18 protein-coding genes and 2 pseudogenes are annotated in these 15,170 nt (G+C 65.7%); 4 read left to right on the forward strand and 16 right to left on the reverse strand.

Translation table 11 applies throughout. The features are described from left to right. Positions 1-14: 14 nt before the first annotated feature. Both CPZ00_RS09760 and CPZ00_RS09765 read right to left on the reverse strand, forming a co-directional pair. The gene (locus CPZ00_RS09760) at positions 15-734 is read right to left on the reverse strand and encodes a queuosine precursor transporter (protein ID WP_096391667.1); all 720 of its coding nucleotides are present in this window, start codon (positions 732-734) and stop codon (positions 15-17) included. A gap of 82 nt (positions 735-816) precedes the next feature. Continuing rightward, positions 817-987 (reverse strand): annotated as a pseudogene (locus CPZ00_RS09765) (ribbon-helix-helix domain-containing protein); the annotation flags it as partial. Between the two features lie 179 nt (positions 988-1,166). Here CPZ00_RS09765 and CPZ00_RS09770 point away from each other — a divergent pair. Further along, a pseudogene (locus CPZ00_RS09770) lies at positions 1,167-1,586 on the forward strand (cation transporting ATPase C-terminal domain-containing protein); the annotation flags it as partial. Between the two features lie 37 nt (positions 1,587-1,623). Here CPZ00_RS09770 and CPZ00_RS09775 read toward each other — a convergent pair. The 3 genes from CPZ00_RS09775 to CPZ00_RS09785 all read right to left on the reverse strand — a co-directional run bounded on the left by CPZ00_RS09775 (position 1,624) and on the right by CPZ00_RS09785 (position 4,236). After that, a complete protein-coding gene (locus CPZ00_RS09775) occupies positions 1,624-2,328 on the reverse strand; it encodes a hypothetical protein (protein ID WP_096390713.1) in 705 nt (234 codons plus the stop codon). Between the two features lie 105 nt (positions 2,329-2,433). Beyond that, positions 2,434-3,828: a sodium-dependent transporter gene (locus CPZ00_RS09780; protein ID WP_096390714.1), complete on the reverse strand. Its 1,395-nt coding sequence runs from the start codon at positions 3,826-3,828 to the stop codon at positions 2,434-2,436. Between the two features lie 108 nt (positions 3,829-3,936). Continuing rightward, positions 3,937-4,236 (reverse strand): MarR family transcriptional regulator, encoded by a 300-nt coding sequence (locus tag CPZ00_RS09785; RefSeq protein WP_096390715.1) that lies wholly within the window; start codon positions 4,234-4,236, stop codon positions 3,937-3,939. A gap of 358 nt (positions 4,237-4,594) precedes the next feature. Between CPZ00_RS09785 and CPZ00_RS09795 the strand changes: the two genes are divergently transcribed. Together CPZ00_RS09795 and CPZ00_RS09800 are read left to right on the forward strand one after the other, a co-directional pair. After that, positions 4,595-4,903, forward strand: a complete 309-nt coding sequence (locus CPZ00_RS09795; RefSeq protein ID WP_096390717.1) for an EMC6-like membrane protein — start codon at positions 4,595-4,597, stop codon at positions 4,901-4,903. A 4-nt stretch (positions 4,904-4,907) separates the two neighbouring features. Beyond that, positions 4,908-6,725: a ribosome biogenesis/translation initiation ATPase RLI gene (locus tag CPZ00_RS09800; protein ID WP_096390718.1), complete on the forward strand. Its 1,818-nt coding sequence runs from the start codon at positions 4,908-4,910 to the stop codon at positions 6,723-6,725. Between the two features lie 52 nt (positions 6,726-6,777). Here CPZ00_RS09800 and CPZ00_RS09805 read toward each other — a convergent pair whose 3' ends face one another. The 11 genes from CPZ00_RS09805 to CPZ00_RS09855 form a co-directional block, all read right to left on the reverse strand. Continuing rightward, positions 6,778-8,178, reverse strand: a complete 1,401-nt coding sequence (locus CPZ00_RS09805; RefSeq protein WP_096390719.1) for a signal recognition particle protein Srp54 — start codon at positions 8,176-8,178, stop codon at positions 6,778-6,780. Between the two features lie 96 nt (positions 8,179-8,274). Further along, the gene (gene ftsY / locus CPZ00_RS09810) at positions 8,275-9,396 is read right to left on the reverse strand and encodes a signal recognition particle-docking protein FtsY (protein WP_096390720.1); all 1,122 of its coding nucleotides are present in this window, start codon (positions 9,394-9,396) and stop codon (positions 8,275-8,277) included. Positions 9,397-9,482: 86 nt separating this feature from the next. After that, positions 9,483-9,938 (reverse strand): prefoldin subunit alpha, encoded by a 456-nt coding sequence (gene pfdA / locus CPZ00_RS09815; protein WP_096390721.1) that lies wholly within the window; start codon positions 9,936-9,938, stop codon positions 9,483-9,485. Next, the gene (gene rpl18a, locus CPZ00_RS09820; RefSeq protein WP_096390722.1) at positions 9,938-10,129 is read right to left on the reverse strand and encodes a 50S ribosomal protein L18Ae; all 192 of its coding nucleotides are present in this window, start codon (positions 10,127-10,129) and stop codon (positions 9,938-9,940) included. Before rpl18a ends, pfdA begins: the two co-directional genes overlap by 1 nt. A 62-nt stretch (positions 10,130-10,191) precedes the next feature. Next, a complete protein-coding gene (locus CPZ00_RS09825) occupies positions 10,192-10,857 on the reverse strand; it encodes a translation initiation factor IF-6 (protein ID WP_096390723.1) in 666 nt (221 codons plus the stop codon). A 6-nt stretch (positions 10,858-10,863) separates the two neighbouring features. Next, positions 10,864-11,142 (reverse strand): 50S ribosomal protein L31e, encoded by a 279-nt coding sequence (locus tag CPZ00_RS09830; protein ID WP_021073090.1) that lies wholly within the window; start codon positions 11,140-11,142, stop codon positions 10,864-10,866. Between the two features lie 10 nt (positions 11,143-11,152). After that, positions 11,153-11,305, reverse strand: coding sequence for a 50S ribosomal protein L39e (locus tag CPZ00_RS09835; protein WP_096391668.1), 153 nt, complete (start codon positions 11,303-11,305; stop codon positions 11,153-11,155). A 99-nt stretch (positions 11,306-11,404) separates the two neighbouring features. Next, entirely contained in the window at positions 11,405-11,707 is a 303-nt protein-coding gene (locus CPZ00_RS09840; RefSeq protein WP_096390724.1) for a DUF7853 family protein, read from the reverse strand. 184 nt (positions 11,708-11,891) lie between these two features. After that, the gene (locus CPZ00_RS09845; protein WP_096390725.1) at positions 11,892-13,070 is read right to left on the reverse strand and encodes an acyl-CoA dehydrogenase family protein; all 1,179 of its coding nucleotides are present in this window, start codon (positions 13,068-13,070) and stop codon (positions 11,892-11,894) included. 187 nt (positions 13,071-13,257) lie between these two features. Continuing rightward, positions 13,258-13,998, reverse strand: coding sequence for a type 1 glutamine amidotransferase (locus tag CPZ00_RS09850; protein WP_096390726.1), 741 nt, complete (start codon positions 13,996-13,998; stop codon positions 13,258-13,260). A gap of 70 nt (positions 13,999-14,068) precedes the next feature. Further along, complete coding sequence (locus CPZ00_RS09855; RefSeq protein WP_096390727.1) at positions 14,069-14,857, reverse strand: alpha/beta fold hydrolase; 789 nt, start codon at positions 14,855-14,857, stop codon at positions 14,069-14,071. A gap of 94 nt (positions 14,858-14,951) precedes the next feature. On the opposite strand from CPZ00_RS09855, the gene CPZ00_RS09860 reads away from it, so the two are divergent. After that, on the forward strand, positions 14,952-15,158 hold the full coding sequence (locus CPZ00_RS09860) for a hypothetical protein (RefSeq protein ID WP_096390728.1): 207 nt from the start codon (positions 14,952-14,954) through the stop codon (positions 15,156-15,158). Positions 15,159-15,170: the final 12 nt, after the last annotated feature.

Raw genomic sequence — 15,170 nt, forward strand, 5'->3', positions numbered from 1 at the left:
TGCCGAACCGGCCGTCACCCGCGAACCGCGCGGACGACGAGATAGACGAACGGCGTGTCGACGACCGCGATCAGCAGCTTCAGCAGGTACTGGCCGAGGATCAGGGACACGACCACCGCGGTCGGCAGCGTGACCCCGATCCCGAGGACCGTCGGCGCGAACACGAACGCCACCCCGACGAAGATCACGGTGTCGATCGCCTGGCTCGTCGCGGTCGAGGCCAGGTTGCGCAGCCAGAGGTGGGCGCCGTCGGTCCGGTCGCGGAGCGCGTGGAAGACGATCACGTCCCAGTTCTGGCTCACCAGATACGCCAGCAGACTGCCGGCCACGATGTTCGTCGCGGGGGCAAGCGCCGCCGCGAACGTCGCCGCGAACTCGGGGTCGTCCGCCGGGGCGGCGATCGTCGACCAGACGAGCGCCAGCACGACGAAGTTCATCGCGAACGCGACGTTCACCATCACCTGCGCCGCCCGCCGCCCGTACAACTCGGCGTAACAGTCGGATGCGAAGAACGTGAGCGCGTACGCCAGCGCCGCGCCCGGTAGCGCGATCTCCGGCCCCACGACCGGCAGCGTGACCGGCAGCGGGATCGCGAGGATCTTCGCGGCGGTCAGCTGTGCGGTCACGAGCGCGGTCACGAACAGCGCCAGGAGGCCGACCTGTCCGATCGCCGCCGTGCTGGTCGGATCCACGGTCGTGCCGGCCACGCCGGACGACGACCCCGAGTTACGCATCGCTCGCTCCGTCGTCCGAACCATCGACGTTCGCATCGGCCGAGTCCGGATCGGCGTTCGCGTCAGCGGCTCCCGAATCGGCGTCCGCCTCGAGCCGCCCGTGTCGCTCGTCGATCTCGTCGAGCCGGTCCAGCGTCTTTCGGATCGACGCCCGAACCGCGTCGCTGCGGTTCACGAACTTCCCGTCGTCGCCGACGTGTCGATCGAGGTCGTTCAACAGCTCCTCCGGGATGTCCACGCTCACCTTGGGCATTAGTTACTCACCTTCTAGAGACTCTATTATTTGCTACCTGAACAACGGCGGTCGGTGCTGACTGTCTAAATACTCGCATAGTATTCTTGTAGGAATATCTTCGGCAAGAAATTAAAAACGCTCCGTTCCTCACCGTCGCTCTCGGGCAGGAATATAACCGTTTTTCTGATTGGCATCCGGTGATGGAGCGACCGCCACGCGATCCCGACCAGGGTATCGTCGATCGCCGAATGCTCGGGCTCGTTGGGGGAGCCGGTACAGTATCGACGGTGGTCGTGCTCGGGTTGATGTTCTCCACTCTCGGTGGGGCGGCCGCAATCACGCCGTACGTGATGACGATGGTGTTCACGGGGTTTGTCGCCCTTGAATTCGAGAAGCTGTACGTCATCCGCTGGCTCCGAGAAACGCCGACGTTCTCGAATCCGTGGCTCGCATTCGCGGTCGGCGTTTCGGTGCTGCTTCAGCTGGCCGTTCTGGATACCTCGCTCAATCAGTACTTTGGAACGGTATCGCTGGGCCTCGCCGACTGGCTACTTCTTGGTACTGTACTTGCCGTCACACTTCCCGGGTACTTCGTTGTCGTCACTGCGAACAAACGGTATCTCCCTCTTGTCTCAATGGACGGTGACCCCCCGATTAGGATCTCATCGAACTCCCGAGTCCAACCAAGAGAGCCATCAATACGGAGCCAACGAAGACTATCCAACCACTTCCAACCAATACAGCTCCAGTTACGCCCGGGAACTGTTCCATGAGAGGGACGAATATTCGCAGGTCAGTACCGATTACCAAGAGTGCTCCCACGACGTCGAAACCGAGATCAACGGCGGTGTCGCGCCAGCCGTAATGGATCAGTACAGGCTCGATGTCGAATCGCTCGCCGACTTCACGTGCAACCAGTTCGATCAGTTCCCAGAAGACACCGATTGCGAAGGTGGACACGACAGTCACAGTGACGACTAGTCCAGATGAGTTACCGATTCCGGCTATATCCGGAAGAGTGACGATAACGCCAGCATAGAGTAGTGCTGCGACGAGTGCAGCGGAAACGGTATGAGTGAGGTGATCCCACCACCATATTGATTCGTATAGGCCTAGCATGCCAAGCGAGTGGAGGAATCCAGCGGCTGCAAGCCATACTGGGAGTACTGATCCAAATAGCACACTTCGAGTGAGAATCACCGGGAGTACGATTTCGACGACGACTGGAAGCAGAGCCAGAACAAACGCTGCCATTGCGTTAATGGCTGCGGCGACGTTCCGGCGTCGAACTGCCACGATGAAGAGACCGAAAATGGCGCTCTGGAGCAAGAAGATCGCAAGTGCTGTGACAGTAGTCATCAGCTCTTCACATTTGAGTTTGATCTGGAATAGTCAAGGTCCTTTGGTAGGTGCGTATCTGAGCTCCGATCGAGGTTATATGCTGAACAGGCGCAATCCCACGGATCACCGGGTTCGCTTCCGGAGTTCCCAACCCACTCCCGCAAAGACGAGCAGGAGACCGACAGCGACCAGCAACCCGAGCGGCCCGGTTCGAGCGTGATCGACGACCAGTCGCCATGCCGGGCGAGCGATGCCGACAGCCCGGGCGGCGGTGACGACGACGAGGACGACCGGGATCAGATACCGAACCAAGGGATAGAGCCGACCGAGGTTTTCGCGGATCGTCTCGAGATCAGCAACCCAGACGAAGACGAACACGATACACAGCGCCGAGATGGGCAATGCGAACGTCCCGACCGACTCGTCGATTACGTCCAGAACCGGCCGTCCTGCGACAGCCAGATCGACGGGACTGTAACTCAACGCCGAGGGAACGCCGGCCACGAACACCCCTCCCGTCAACAGAAGTGTCGCACGCGGACGGGAGAGCCGCGTCGTGTTCTCTGCGGCGGCGACGCCGACCTCGAGGAGTGCGACGGATGACGACAGCGCGGCGAAAAAGAGCAGTCCGAAGAACGCGACCGCGATGACTCGACCGAACGGCATCGTCGCGAAGGCGGTAGGCAGCGTCGTGAACGCCAGTTCCGTCCCAAGAGTCGGCTGGAGGCCGAAGCTGAATACGATCGGGAAGATGACGAGGCCAGCGATGATGGCCGCCCCGATATCGGCGATCGTGACCAGCAACGACGATCTGAACAGGTCCGTTGCCTCGTCGACGTAACTTCCGTAGGTGAGCATGATCCCTTGGCCGACGGACATCGAGAAGAAGACCTGTCCAAAGGCCGCACTCCAGATTCCCAGCTCCGTGAGCACCGAGAAATCCGGGGTGAACAGGAAGGCAGCGGCCTGCTCCCACTCGGATAATGTGGTCGCGTACAACGCAAGCGCGACGAGAAGCGCGAACACCGTCGGCATCACAATCTTCGACATCCGTTCGATGCCGCCACGAACGCCCATTGAGACAACGAGCCCCGTAATCACCGTTGCGAGGACGAAGTACCCAACGGGGAGCCAGTTCGCGGTGAACGGCCCGAACGTCGTCTGTGAGCCGGCGAGCCACGAGAGGAAGAACCCGAGCACCCATCCTGTGAGCACGAGGTAATAGCTCAGGATGAGGAGCACCCCGCCGAGGATGAGCCAGCCGAGCGCCGTATACTCCGTATTGACTGATCGGAACGCGGAGACGACGTCCATCCGGAGCCGTCGGCCGATGGCGAGTTCGAGGACGAGCATCGGGACGGCACAGACGAACGCCGCGAGCAGGTAGGGAACGAGGTAGGCACCACCGCCGTTCTGGCCCACGACTGCCGAAAACCGCCAGATATTCCCGAGGCCGACGGCGGCTCCCACCGTCGCCAAAATGAACCCAAAGCCGGAGGACCACCGTGCCGTAGTCATAGGCCGGTCTGTGTCCAGTAGGGACTTAAATACGGGTCGTCCGAGAGGTGGGGTAGTTGACCCAGTTTCGTCCCGACATAAGAAAACGATCGTGGCGCGTAGCGCCGATCAGTCCGCACAACAGCAGGCCTCGCCCTCCTCGGCCGTGACCTCCGTCGCGGGCTCGGTGAGCTCATAGAGGTTCTGCCTGGCGTCCGCGAAGTAGACGTCCTCGTCGACGACCCCGATCCGCTCGAGCCGCTCGAGGGCGTACCGGACGGTCCGAGCCGACAGCATCGATTCCTCGACGATCCCCTTCTGTGTCAACGCGCCGTTGTATTCGAGCACCTTGAAGACGAGCTTCGCGCTCGGCGGGAGGTCCTCAAGGGTCTCGACGTCGTCGAGCGCGTCCTGTTCGGTTTCAGCCATTGTTCGTCTCGAAAAAGTACATCGTCATAAAGCTTGATGCGGACGAGCGATATCGACCGGATATCGGCCGGATCAGCCCCCGGATCGGGGATCATACAGGTAATATTTTCCTATAAAACGGTCGAGAACGCCCCGTGGACTGACCGATCAGTCAGCGTCGCGGCTCGCGCGCGCTCGACCGGGCCGGACTCCGACGCGGACGGCCGACCCGGCCGGAGACCGATGGGGCTCGCGGACAGGAACGGACGCGATCACCACGCCGATACGATCACGGCCGCCAACTGATACGGTCACGGCCGGGAGACGAACGCGACGCGGGAACGAACGGCTTTTCACCGCCGCCAGCGGACGCGTACCTATGAGCGACGACTCGGGGATCACGGGTCACGCCCGCGGCGTGGTCGTCACGACGATCGCCTGCCTGGCCGGGATCGGTGCGGCGATCGTCTCGGCCGGCTACGTCGGGACGTCCCCGGCCGACGGGGGATCGACGACGGCACTGATCGTCCTGGCAGGGACCGTGCTCGTGCAGTTCCCGATCCTGAAGGTGATCGGCGTCGACGTCACCGACTTCGGCGTGAAGGACACGCTCTACGTGGCGTTTATGACCTTCACGCTGTGGTTCATCTCGTACGCGATCCTTCTGAACGCGGGGGTGCAACTGTAGCGGTATGGCGGACGACAGCATCGCGGTCGTCGACCTGGACCGCTGCCAGCCCGACCGGTGTAACTACGAGTGTATGAACTACTGCCCGCCCAACCGGACGGGCAAGGAGTGCATCACGCTGCGCGGGGAGGACGCCGCCGACGGCGACCCCGACCAGGTCCACATCTCCGAGGAGATCTGCCTGGGCGAGACCTGCGGAATCTGCGTCGAGAAGTGCCCCTTCGACGCGATCGAGATCATCAACCTCCCGTCCGAGCTCGCGGAGGACCCCGTGCACAGATACGGCGAGAACGCCTTCTCGTTGTACGGCCTGCCGGTCCCCGAGTCGGGATCGGTGACGGGGATCCTCGGTCCGAACGGGATCGGGAAATCGACGGCGGTCCACGCGCTTGCCGGCGAGCTGACGCCGAACCTGGGCCAGCACGGCGAGGACGAGCCGGGCTGGGAGGCCGTCATCGACCGGTTCCGGGGCACCGAGCTCCAGACGTACCTCGAGACGCTGCAGGGGGGTTCGATCTCCGTCGCACGGAAACCGCAGTACGTCGACCAGATCCCCAAGCAGTTCGACGGCAACACGCGCGACCTGCTCGAACGGACCGACGAGCGCGGGGCGCTCGATGACCTCATCGACCGGCTGCAGATCCGGCCCGTGATGGACCAGGACATCGACTCGATCTCCGGCGGCGAGCTCCAGCGCGTGGCGATCGCCGCCTGTCTGGCCCGCGACGCCGACTTCTACTTCCTCGACGAGATCACGCCCTACCTCGACATCGGCCAGCGGATGACCGCGGCCCGACTCATCCGCGAGCTCGCCGCGGACGACGACCGGTCGATGCTGGTCGTCGAACACGATCTGGCGATCCTGGATCTGCTCGCGGACACCCTCCACGTCGCCTACGGGGAGCCCGGCGCCTACGGCGTGATCACGGACCCGAAGTCGGTCAGAAACGGGATCAACGAGTACCTGAAGGGCTACCTCGACAACGAGAACATGCGGATCCGTCCGGACTCCATCACCTTCGAGGAGCACGCCCCGCGGGTCTCCTCGAAGGAGAACGTGCTCGTGGAGTATCCGGATCTCCGGAAGTCCTACGGCGCGGGCGAGTTCTCGCTCGAGGTCGACGGCGGAACCATCTACGAGTCCGAAGTGCTGGGCGTCGTCGGGCCGAACGGGATCGGGAAGTCCACGCTCGCCAAGCTGTTCGCGGGATCGCTCGAGCCGGACGAAGGATCCCTGGAGTTCGCGCTCGACATCGCCTACAAGCCGCAGTACATCGAGATCGACCAGCCGATCCGGGTCGACGCGTTTCTCTCGTCGATCACCGACCGCGTCGGTACCTCCTACTGGAACACGGAGATCGCCGACCCGCTCCAGCTCGACCGGATCATGGAGCAGAACCTCACGGACCTGTCGGGCGGCGAGCGCCAACGCGTCGCCATCGCCGCGTGCCTCTCCGAGGATGCCGACCTGTACGTCCTCGACGAGCCCTCCGCACACCTCGACGTCGAACAGCGCGTGCAGGCGACCTCGGCGATCCGCCGCTACGCCGAGAACCACGACGCGACCGTGCTCGTCATCGACCACGACATCTACGTGATGGACCTGCTCGCGGACCGCCTGATGGTCTTCGACGGCGCGCCCGCCGACCACGGCCACGCGAAGTCGCCACAGGAGATGCGCGCCGGGATGAACGACTTCCTGTCGGACCTGGATATCACCTTCCGGCGCGACGAGCGAACCGGTCGCCCGCGCATCAACAAACCCGAATCACAGAAGGACCGCGAGCAGAAGCGGACGGGCGAGTACTACTACTCAGTCTGAAACGAGAACGACCCTCCGCGACGGAGGTAACGGCCGGTTGCCTCGCGACGCCTCAGCCGAACGGCCCCTTGCCGCCGCCCATCATCCCGCCGAGGCCGCCGCCACCGCCGCCCTGTTCGAGCTTCTTCATCATCCGCTGCATGTCGCCGTCGCCCATCCCCTGGAACTGCGAGATGGTGCGTTCCATCATCTTGTGCTGTTCGAGCAGCTCCCGGACCGTCTCCTCCTCGATGCCGGAGCCGCGGACGATGCGTTCGACGCGCGACTGGCCGATGATCCGCGGGTTCTCGAGTTCCTCGTCGGTCATCGAGTCCATCGCCACCTCGAAGTCACGCATCCGGTTTTGGGTGACGTCCATCGCGTCGTCGGGCAGCTGGTCCATCATCCCGCCGCCCAGTCCGGGGATCATGTCCATCACCTGGTCGAGCGGCCCCATCTTGTTCATCGTCTCCATCTGCTTTTGCATGTCCTTCAGGGTGAAGTTCCCCTCCAGGAGGTCCTCGGGGTCCCAGTCCTCCTCCTCGTCGCCGGTCTCGGCCATCGCGCGTTCGACGCGCTCGGAGAGTTGCTTGAGATCGCCCATCCCGAGCAGCCGGGAGATGAACCCGGAGGGTTCGAACCGCTCGATGTCCTGGACCGTCTCGCCGGTCCCGAGGAAGGCGATCGAGGAGTCGGTCTCGTTGACCGCGGTGAGGGCGCCTCCACCCTTGGCGGTCCCGTCCAGCTTGGTGATGACGACGCCCTCGATGCCGATCGACTGCTCGAACTGGCGCGCCTGCTCCTTGGCACCCTGACCGATCGCCGCGTCGAGCACCAGCAGCGACCGGTCGGGGTCGACGGTGGTCTCGATCGCCTCGATCTCCGCGATGAGGTCGTCCTCGAGCGCGTGGCGACCGGCGGTGTCGACGATGTGAACGTCCGCGTCGGCGGTCGCCTCGAGGCCGTCGCGGGCGATCTGTACGGGGTCCTCCCCGTCGGGGTCGCCGTAGAATTCGACCTCCGCCCGCTCGCACATCTGCTTGGCCTGGTCGTAGGCGCCCGGACGGAAGGTGTCCGTCTGGATCACCGCGGGACGGAGTCCCTTCTTCGAGAACCACCAGGCCATCTTGGCGGCGGAGGTCGTCTTCCCCGACCCCTGCAGGCCCGCAAGCAGGATCGTCTGTGACTCCAGGGGCAGCTCGGTGGAGTCGCCGACCAGATCCACGAGCTCCTCGTAGACGATCTTGAGGACGTGGTCGCGGGCGGTCGTTCCGCCGGGGGGCTCCTCCTCGAGCGCGCGCGTTTCGATCGCGTCCGACAGCTCCATCACGAGGGAGACGTCGACGTCGGCCGACAGGAGCGACCGCTGGATCTCCTTGACGATCTCCTCGACGTCGTCCTCGCTCAATCGGGACTTCCCCTGCAGCGTGTCGAGCGTGCCACGGAGGGAACTCCCCAGATCGTCGAGTACCATTTACCCGCAGTAGGAGACCCGGACGCTAAAGGCTTTGTTCGTCGCGGTCGTCCGGCGAGGCCGCGCTGACGGTCATCCGGCGGCGGCGAACGGACGCTACGCCTCGTCGTCGCCGAGGAGCCGATCGACCAGCCGCTCGGGGTCGAACCGCTCGAGGTCGTCGTAGCCCTGGCCGGTGCCGAGAAAGAGGATCGGCTTGCCGGTGACGTACGCGATGGAGATCGCTGCCCCGCCGGAGGAGTCGGCGTCGGCCTTGGTGAGAATGGCGCCGTCGACCTCGGCCGCCTCGTTGAACTCCTCCGCGCGGGTGACCGCGTCCTGTCCGGCGACCGCCTCGTCGACGAACAGCGTGAGGTCGGGATCGACGACGCGGTCGATCTTCTCGAGCTGGGACATCAGGTCGTCCGAGGTGTGGAGCCGGCCGGCCGTGTCGCCGAGGACGACGTCGACGTCGTTGGCCTTCGCGTACTCCAGGCCGTCGTAGATCACGGCCGCCGGGTCGCCGCCCTGCTCGTGGCTGATGAGCTTGCGGTCGAGCCGGTCGGCGTGCTCGCGGATCTGTTCGTTCGCGCCGGCCCGATAGGTGTCGCCGTTGGCAAGCACCGAGGAGTAACCGCGGTCGGCGAGCCACTCCGAGAGCTTCGCGATCGAGGTGGTCTTGCCCACGCCGTTGACGCCGGTGAAGACGATGGTGACTGGCTTGTCGGCCTCGGCGATCCGCTCCTCGAAGTCGAACTGGCCGACCGCGATCACGTCCAGCAGCGCGTCGTGCAGCGCCTCCTCGACGAGCTCGCCGGTCGTCTCGACCTGCTTGCGCGTCTCGCCGAGCATCGTCTCGCGAACGGTGTTGAGGATCGCCTCCGCGACGCTCATCTCGACGTCGCTTTCGAGCAGCGCCATCTCGAGGTTCCACAGCGGGTCCTCGAGGTCCTCCTCCTCGATGATGATGCGGCCGGTCGCGAACGCCTTCGCGCGCTGGAAGGTGCTCGGCTCCGCCCCGTCGGCGGACGCGTCCGTCTCGGCTGCCGGGTCGTCGCTCGCGGCGCCGGTAGCGCTGGTGGCGTCCGTGGCGTCGGCAGCCTCGCCCGCGGCTGGGTCCGCAGCCGCGTCGGCCGATGCGGAGTCCGACGCGTCGGCGGCCGCATCGCTCTCCTCCTCCGTGGTCTCCTCGACGTCCTTGCGGAAGTCGTTCAGCTTGTCCTTCAGTCCGTCAAACACGATGATCGCTCCTGGCTGGTCGGCGTTTGGATTCGAGCGTCACGTGACCGTCCCGTCGGCCTCGTCGATCGGGACCGGTCGGCGGGTTACTCGTCGTCGGCCTGCTGCTGCAGCTGCTGCATCTGCTGTTGTTGCATCTGCTGTTGCATCTGCTGGGCCTGCTGTTCGAGCTCGCTGCTCTCGTCCTCGAGCTCGTCGATCTCCGCCTGCGTCTCCTCGATGCGGTCGTCGAGGGCGTCCTGCTTCGTTCGCAGGGAGTCGATGGCCGCGTCCTGCTCCTGTTCCGCCGCGTAGTTGCCGCCGAGGGAGACGACGACCTCGTCGATGTCCTGGACCTCGGCACGGACGTGGGCCCCGCCGCCGAGGGGCACCTGGATCGTCGAGCCGGTCTCGAGGGTCTCGATGGCCTCGACCGCCTCGTCGATCTCGGTTTGTTCCTCGCGGTAGGACTGTACCTCCTCCTCCAGGGCCGTGATCTGCTCCTCGAGCGCCTGGAGTTCCTGGGAGAGCTGCTGGAGTTCCTGCTGTCCGCCGCCGCCCATCATGCTGCGGCCTCCTCGGCGGCTTCGATCCCGTCGAGCTGGATCTTCGTTCGTTTGACGCCGTGCTGGCTCCCGATCAGGGTGTACAGGCGGTCGCGAGCGACGTCCTCGTTCGGGGCCTCGACCGTCTTGGTGAACTCCTGGTGGCCGTGGCGCGTTCGGAACCGTCCGCTAACCGTGAAGTGACTCATATCCACGAATCCGGGAGGGACAGGGAAGTATCTTCCTAAAGGACGTCACGGGGATGGCGGCGTCACTCGACGAAGCCGAGCGTGTCCTCGATGCGTCCGAGCTCCGGGCCGGTCGTGTCCTCGCCGACGACGTAGCCGGCGTCGTTGGCGACGAGTCCGGACCCGACCAGCGGGCCGCCGTAGTTGATCGTTCCGAGGTCGGCGTAGACGTCGAGGTGCTCCTCGATCGCCTCGAGCTCCGCCTCCCGGGAGTTCGGGTGGCACAGCGCCCCCGTGTTGTTCGCCACCGCCGCGGTGCCGACGGTCCTGACGTCGCCGAGGTCGCCGCGCTGGACCGGAACCTCGAGGACGTCGCGGACGAGCCGGACGGCCTCCCGGTCGAGATCGGGGTGAACGTACGCGCCGTAATCGTTCGCCAGGATCACGTTGCCGGCGGCGTTGAGCGTGCCGGGGAGTTCACGGACCTCGCGGTCGGCACCCTCCTCGATGCGTCGTTGCTCACGCTCGGTGGCCCGTTCGGAGACGACGACGCCGTTCTCGTTGCCCGTCGCGAGCGCGCCGACGGTGTTTGACCCGCCCACGGTGGTGGGGACGACGGTCGCCTCCAGCTCCGCGCCCAGATCCGACTGCAGGTCGTCGTCGATGTCCGGTCGTACCAGGAGGACGTCGTCCGTGACCCGTGCGAACACGCCGACGTACGACGACCCGACGAAGGACGTCCGTAGCACGAACGGTTACTCCGCGTGCTCTGCTTCGACGATCGGCTCCTCGTCCTCGACGAATCGTGCGGCGCGGACGCGGAGGTCGCTCGGCGGGTTCTGTCGACCGTTGGCCCAGACCGCCTCGTTGATGTTCGGGTCCAGGCGGACGTCGTCCTCCTCGACCGAGAAGTGCTGTGCGAGATGCGACCGGATCGTCCGCATCGCGTAGTCGGCGCGCTGCTGGACGGGCTTGTCCGAGATGCCGCCGATCGGGACCGTGATGACGCGTTCCTCGAAGTCGTTGGTGCTCATGTATCGGAACCTACTCGTCGAGGTCGCTGCGCCGCCAGTTACGCCGCTTGGGGTTGCGGGTGACGTTCATGTTCGTCTTCATCATAACCCACGCCGGGACGCGCTGGTTCTGGCGCTCCTTCTTGGCCAGACGCTTCTTCTTGGCCTTCGATTTCTTACCCATAGTGGCCCGTACTTTCCGCGGCGCGGTTAAAACCTCTTCCATCCTGACCAGCCGGGGGAACGGCGAACGGAGAGGTAGTCGAGGAAGCGGTCGTCGCGGTCACACGCCCGACGCCCTGCCGATCGCGGCGGTAACCGTCCGCAACACGTCCCGACCCGGCGCCCGGTCCCGGACCGGCGCATCCCCGAGATACGACACCAGCGCGTCACGCAGCGCGGAGAGCTCGGCCGCATCGAACGGCTCGTCGTCCTCGATCTTTTCGAGCAGCCGACGTTCGACCGGCTGGGTCTCACCCGCCTCAGTCGCCTCGCGTCCCGAGCGAACGAGCGCGGCGTGTGCGACCCATGCCCCCTTCCGGGAGAGGTCGAGGGTCGTCGACCCCTCGTGAGCTGATGTCGTCATCGTGGGGCACTACGAACCCCGGGTGATAAAAGTATGTGTGTCATTACCACGGGGAGACGTCGGACTCGGCGGCCGGACGCCGTCGGGCTCGCTCGTCCGGCCGGATCGAGAACGCGGACGACTCGAGACCGCTGACCCGAGTGCGAAAACGGACGACCACGAGCGCGCAAGCGAATCGGGCGTGCTACTCGAAGGCCGCGATCCCGGTGAGATCCTGGCCCAGAATGAGGGTGTGGATGTCGTGGGTTCCCTCGTAGGTGTAGACCGTCTCCAGGTTCGCGAGGTGCCGCATCGGCGAGTAGTCGGTGGTGATCCCGTTGCCGCCGAGCATCTCGCGGGCCACCCGGGACTGCTCGCGGGCCATCCGGACGTTGTTCCGCTTCGCCATCGAGACGTGTTGCGGACGCAGGTCGCCGCGTTCCTTCAGCTCGGCGAGTCGATGGGCGAGCAGCTGGCTCGTCGTGATCTCGGTGGCCATCTCGGCAAGCTTCTGCTGTTGCAGCTGGAATCTGGCGATCGGGCCGCCGAACTGCTCGCGGTCGGTCGCGTACTCCCGAGCCGTCTCGAAACAGTCGCGCGCGGCGCCCACGGCACCCCATGCGATGCCGTAGCGGGCCTGCGTGAGACACGACAGCGGGCCCTTCATCCCCTCGACGTCGGGGAGGACGTTGGACTCGGGAACGCGGACGTCCTGCAGGTCGATCTCGCCGGTGATCGACGCCCGCAGCGACAGCTTCTCCGTGATCTTGTTGGTCGTTACGCCGTCCCGGTCGGTCTCGACGAGGAAACCGCGGACCGGGGCGTCATCGGCGTCGCCGTCCGTCGCCGAGCGGTCCCGTGCCCAGACGACCGCGACGTCCGCGATGGGTGAGTTCGTGATCCACGTCTTCGTGCCGTTGAGCACGTATTCGTCGCCGTCCTGCTCCGCGTGCGTCTCCATGTTCGACGGGTTCGACCCGTGCTCGGGTTCGGTGAGTCCGAAGCAGCCGACCGCCTCGCCCGTGCCGAGGTCGGGAAGCCACTCTTCCTTCTGGTCCTCGCTACCGAAGGCGTGGATGGGGTACATCACGAGCGCGCCCTGAACGCTGGCCATCGACCGCAGCCCCGAGTCGCCGGCCTCGAGCTCCTGCATCAACAGCCCGTAGGCCGTCTCCGAGACGTTCGGCGAGCCGTATCCCTCGAGATTCGGCGCGTAGAACCCGAGCTCCCCCATCTCGGGAATGAGATCGGTCGGGAACGTTCCCTCCTCGAAGTGATCGCCGATCTCGGGGCGGACCCGCTCGTCGACGAAGCGGCGGGCCGTGTCCCGGATCATTCGCTCCTCCTCGCCCAGCTCCGCCTCGAGTCCCACGTAATCGAGCATTGTTCGAACTCACGGCGACGACGGCAAAAGATGTTTGCAAACGAGTCACACGGACCTTCACGATCGATCGTCTGTGAAACCAGGGGCCCCGACGACACGACGGGGGGACCAGTGGCGACACGTTCGAGAACCGGAACACCTCGAGAACCGGAACACCTCGAGAACCGGAACACCTCGAGAACCGGAGTCAGTCGTCCGCGCTCGATCCGGCGACCGATCGCTCGGTTCGCCGCGAGCGACCGGCGTCCTCGGAGACCCGCCGAACGTGGTCGGTGAAGTTCTCGAAGACCTGCTTGGCCTCACAGGCCGCCTCGTAGTTCTCGGGCGTGATCTCCGCTATCGCGGCGTCGACGCGGGCGTCGCCGATCCGGTCGCGCTTCCCGTCGGCGACGTCGGCCGCGGTCTCCATATCGTACTCGGGGTGGAACTGCAGCCCCCAGTTGTGGCCGGCACGGAAGGCGTGCACCCCGTACTCGTTCTCCGCGAGGAGCTCGGCGCCGGGCGGCAGATCGACGACGGCATCCCCGTGGGAGGTGAAGACGGTGAACTCCTCGTCGATCCCCGCGAAGATCTCGTCGCCGTGGTGGGTGATCTCCGAGTAGCCGAGCTCGAAATCGTCCATCCCGGCGACCCGCCCGCCGAGCGCCTCCGCGAGCACCTGGTGACCGTAACAGATCCCCAGCGTCGGGATCCCCCGGTCGGTCGCGGTGGCGACGTACTCGACCAGCGGCGGGATCCACGCCTCGTCCCAGTAGACGGAGGAACGGGACCCGGTGATGACGACGGCGTCGAAGTCGTACCCGTCGGGCAGCTCCCCCTCGGCGGCGTGGAACTCGACGAGGTCGGCGTCCAGCTCCCGCCGGAAGTTCCGACGGGTGTTCGCGGCGTCGTGGGCCGCGTTGAGCAGTGCGACGCGGAGTCGTGTCATTGCATCCGCGTAGCTGCCTGGGGGTGAAAACGGTTGTGTCCGTTCCGAACGCTGCCGTGACTCCGGACGGTCAGTCCTCGTCCCGGTCGGCGTGGTCGGCGAGCCAGCCGAGGAGCGCGTCGTTGAGCGCGCCCGAGGCCTCGATCCCGGCGAGGTGACCGACGTCCTCGATCGGCCGAAACGTTCCCCGCGGAAGCCCGTCGGCGAGCCGGCGGCCGTGCTCGACCGGACAGACCGCGTCGGCGGTTCCGTGAAGCACGAGCGTCGGCACGGTGAGCTCGTACAACCGGTCGGATCGGTCGGCGTCGGCCAACGCCGCTCGCTGGGCCGCAGCCGTCTCCGGCGGCGCGTCCTCCGCGATCCGCCAGTCGACGATCCGGTCGACTGCGTCGGGGTGCGCCGTGCGGAACCGGTCGGATAACAGCGCGGTCGTGGACGCCTCGACCGCGGCACGGTCCGTCGGGTCGGTCCATAGGGAGTCCGGATCCAGCGCGTCGCCGTCGGCCGGCGTGCCGATGACGGCCAGACTCCGAACGCGGGCGGAATCCATCGCGGTCGCGATCGCGATCAGACCGCCGAACCCGTACCCCACGAGGTGGACCGATCGGCTGCCGACCTCGGCGATGACGGCCTCCAGGTCGCCCACGAGGTCGTCGAAGGCGTACGGGCCCGCGGGCTCGTCCGACCGATCGATCCACCGGGGCTCGGGCGTCACCGCGGCGTACGGACCGGCGATCGCGCCGTGTTGCCAGGCGAATTGCCAGACGCCCAGCCCGACGTCGCCGACGAACACGACCGCCGGTCCCTCCCCCGCAATCTCGTACCGGATCGACACGGACCCGTTGACGGCAGATGGCACGAACGTCGATCGGTCCGGGCGCGTGTTGACGGTTACGGAGATCGGTCGCGACGATCGATGGGTTCATTGACACGACCACACATATCGACCGCGTATGCCACTGTGCGCCCGATGTGACGAGGAACTCGAGGCGGGGGCCGGATTGCTCGCGCGGATCGGGATCGGGAGCCTCGACGGGTACGAATGTTCGACCTGCGGGACGCTGCTGTGTTCGGACTGTTTCAACGAGCGGACGCTCGAGCTGGCCGGGTCGACGCACGACCGCTGCCCGGCCTGCGAGGGAACGCTTCGAAAGCGGTGACCGACGGCCGAG

This window comes from Halopenitus persicus (genome assembly GCF_002355635.1).
GTDB lineage: Archaea > Halobacteriota > Halobacteria > Halobacteriales > Haloferacaceae > Halopenitus > Halopenitus persicus_A.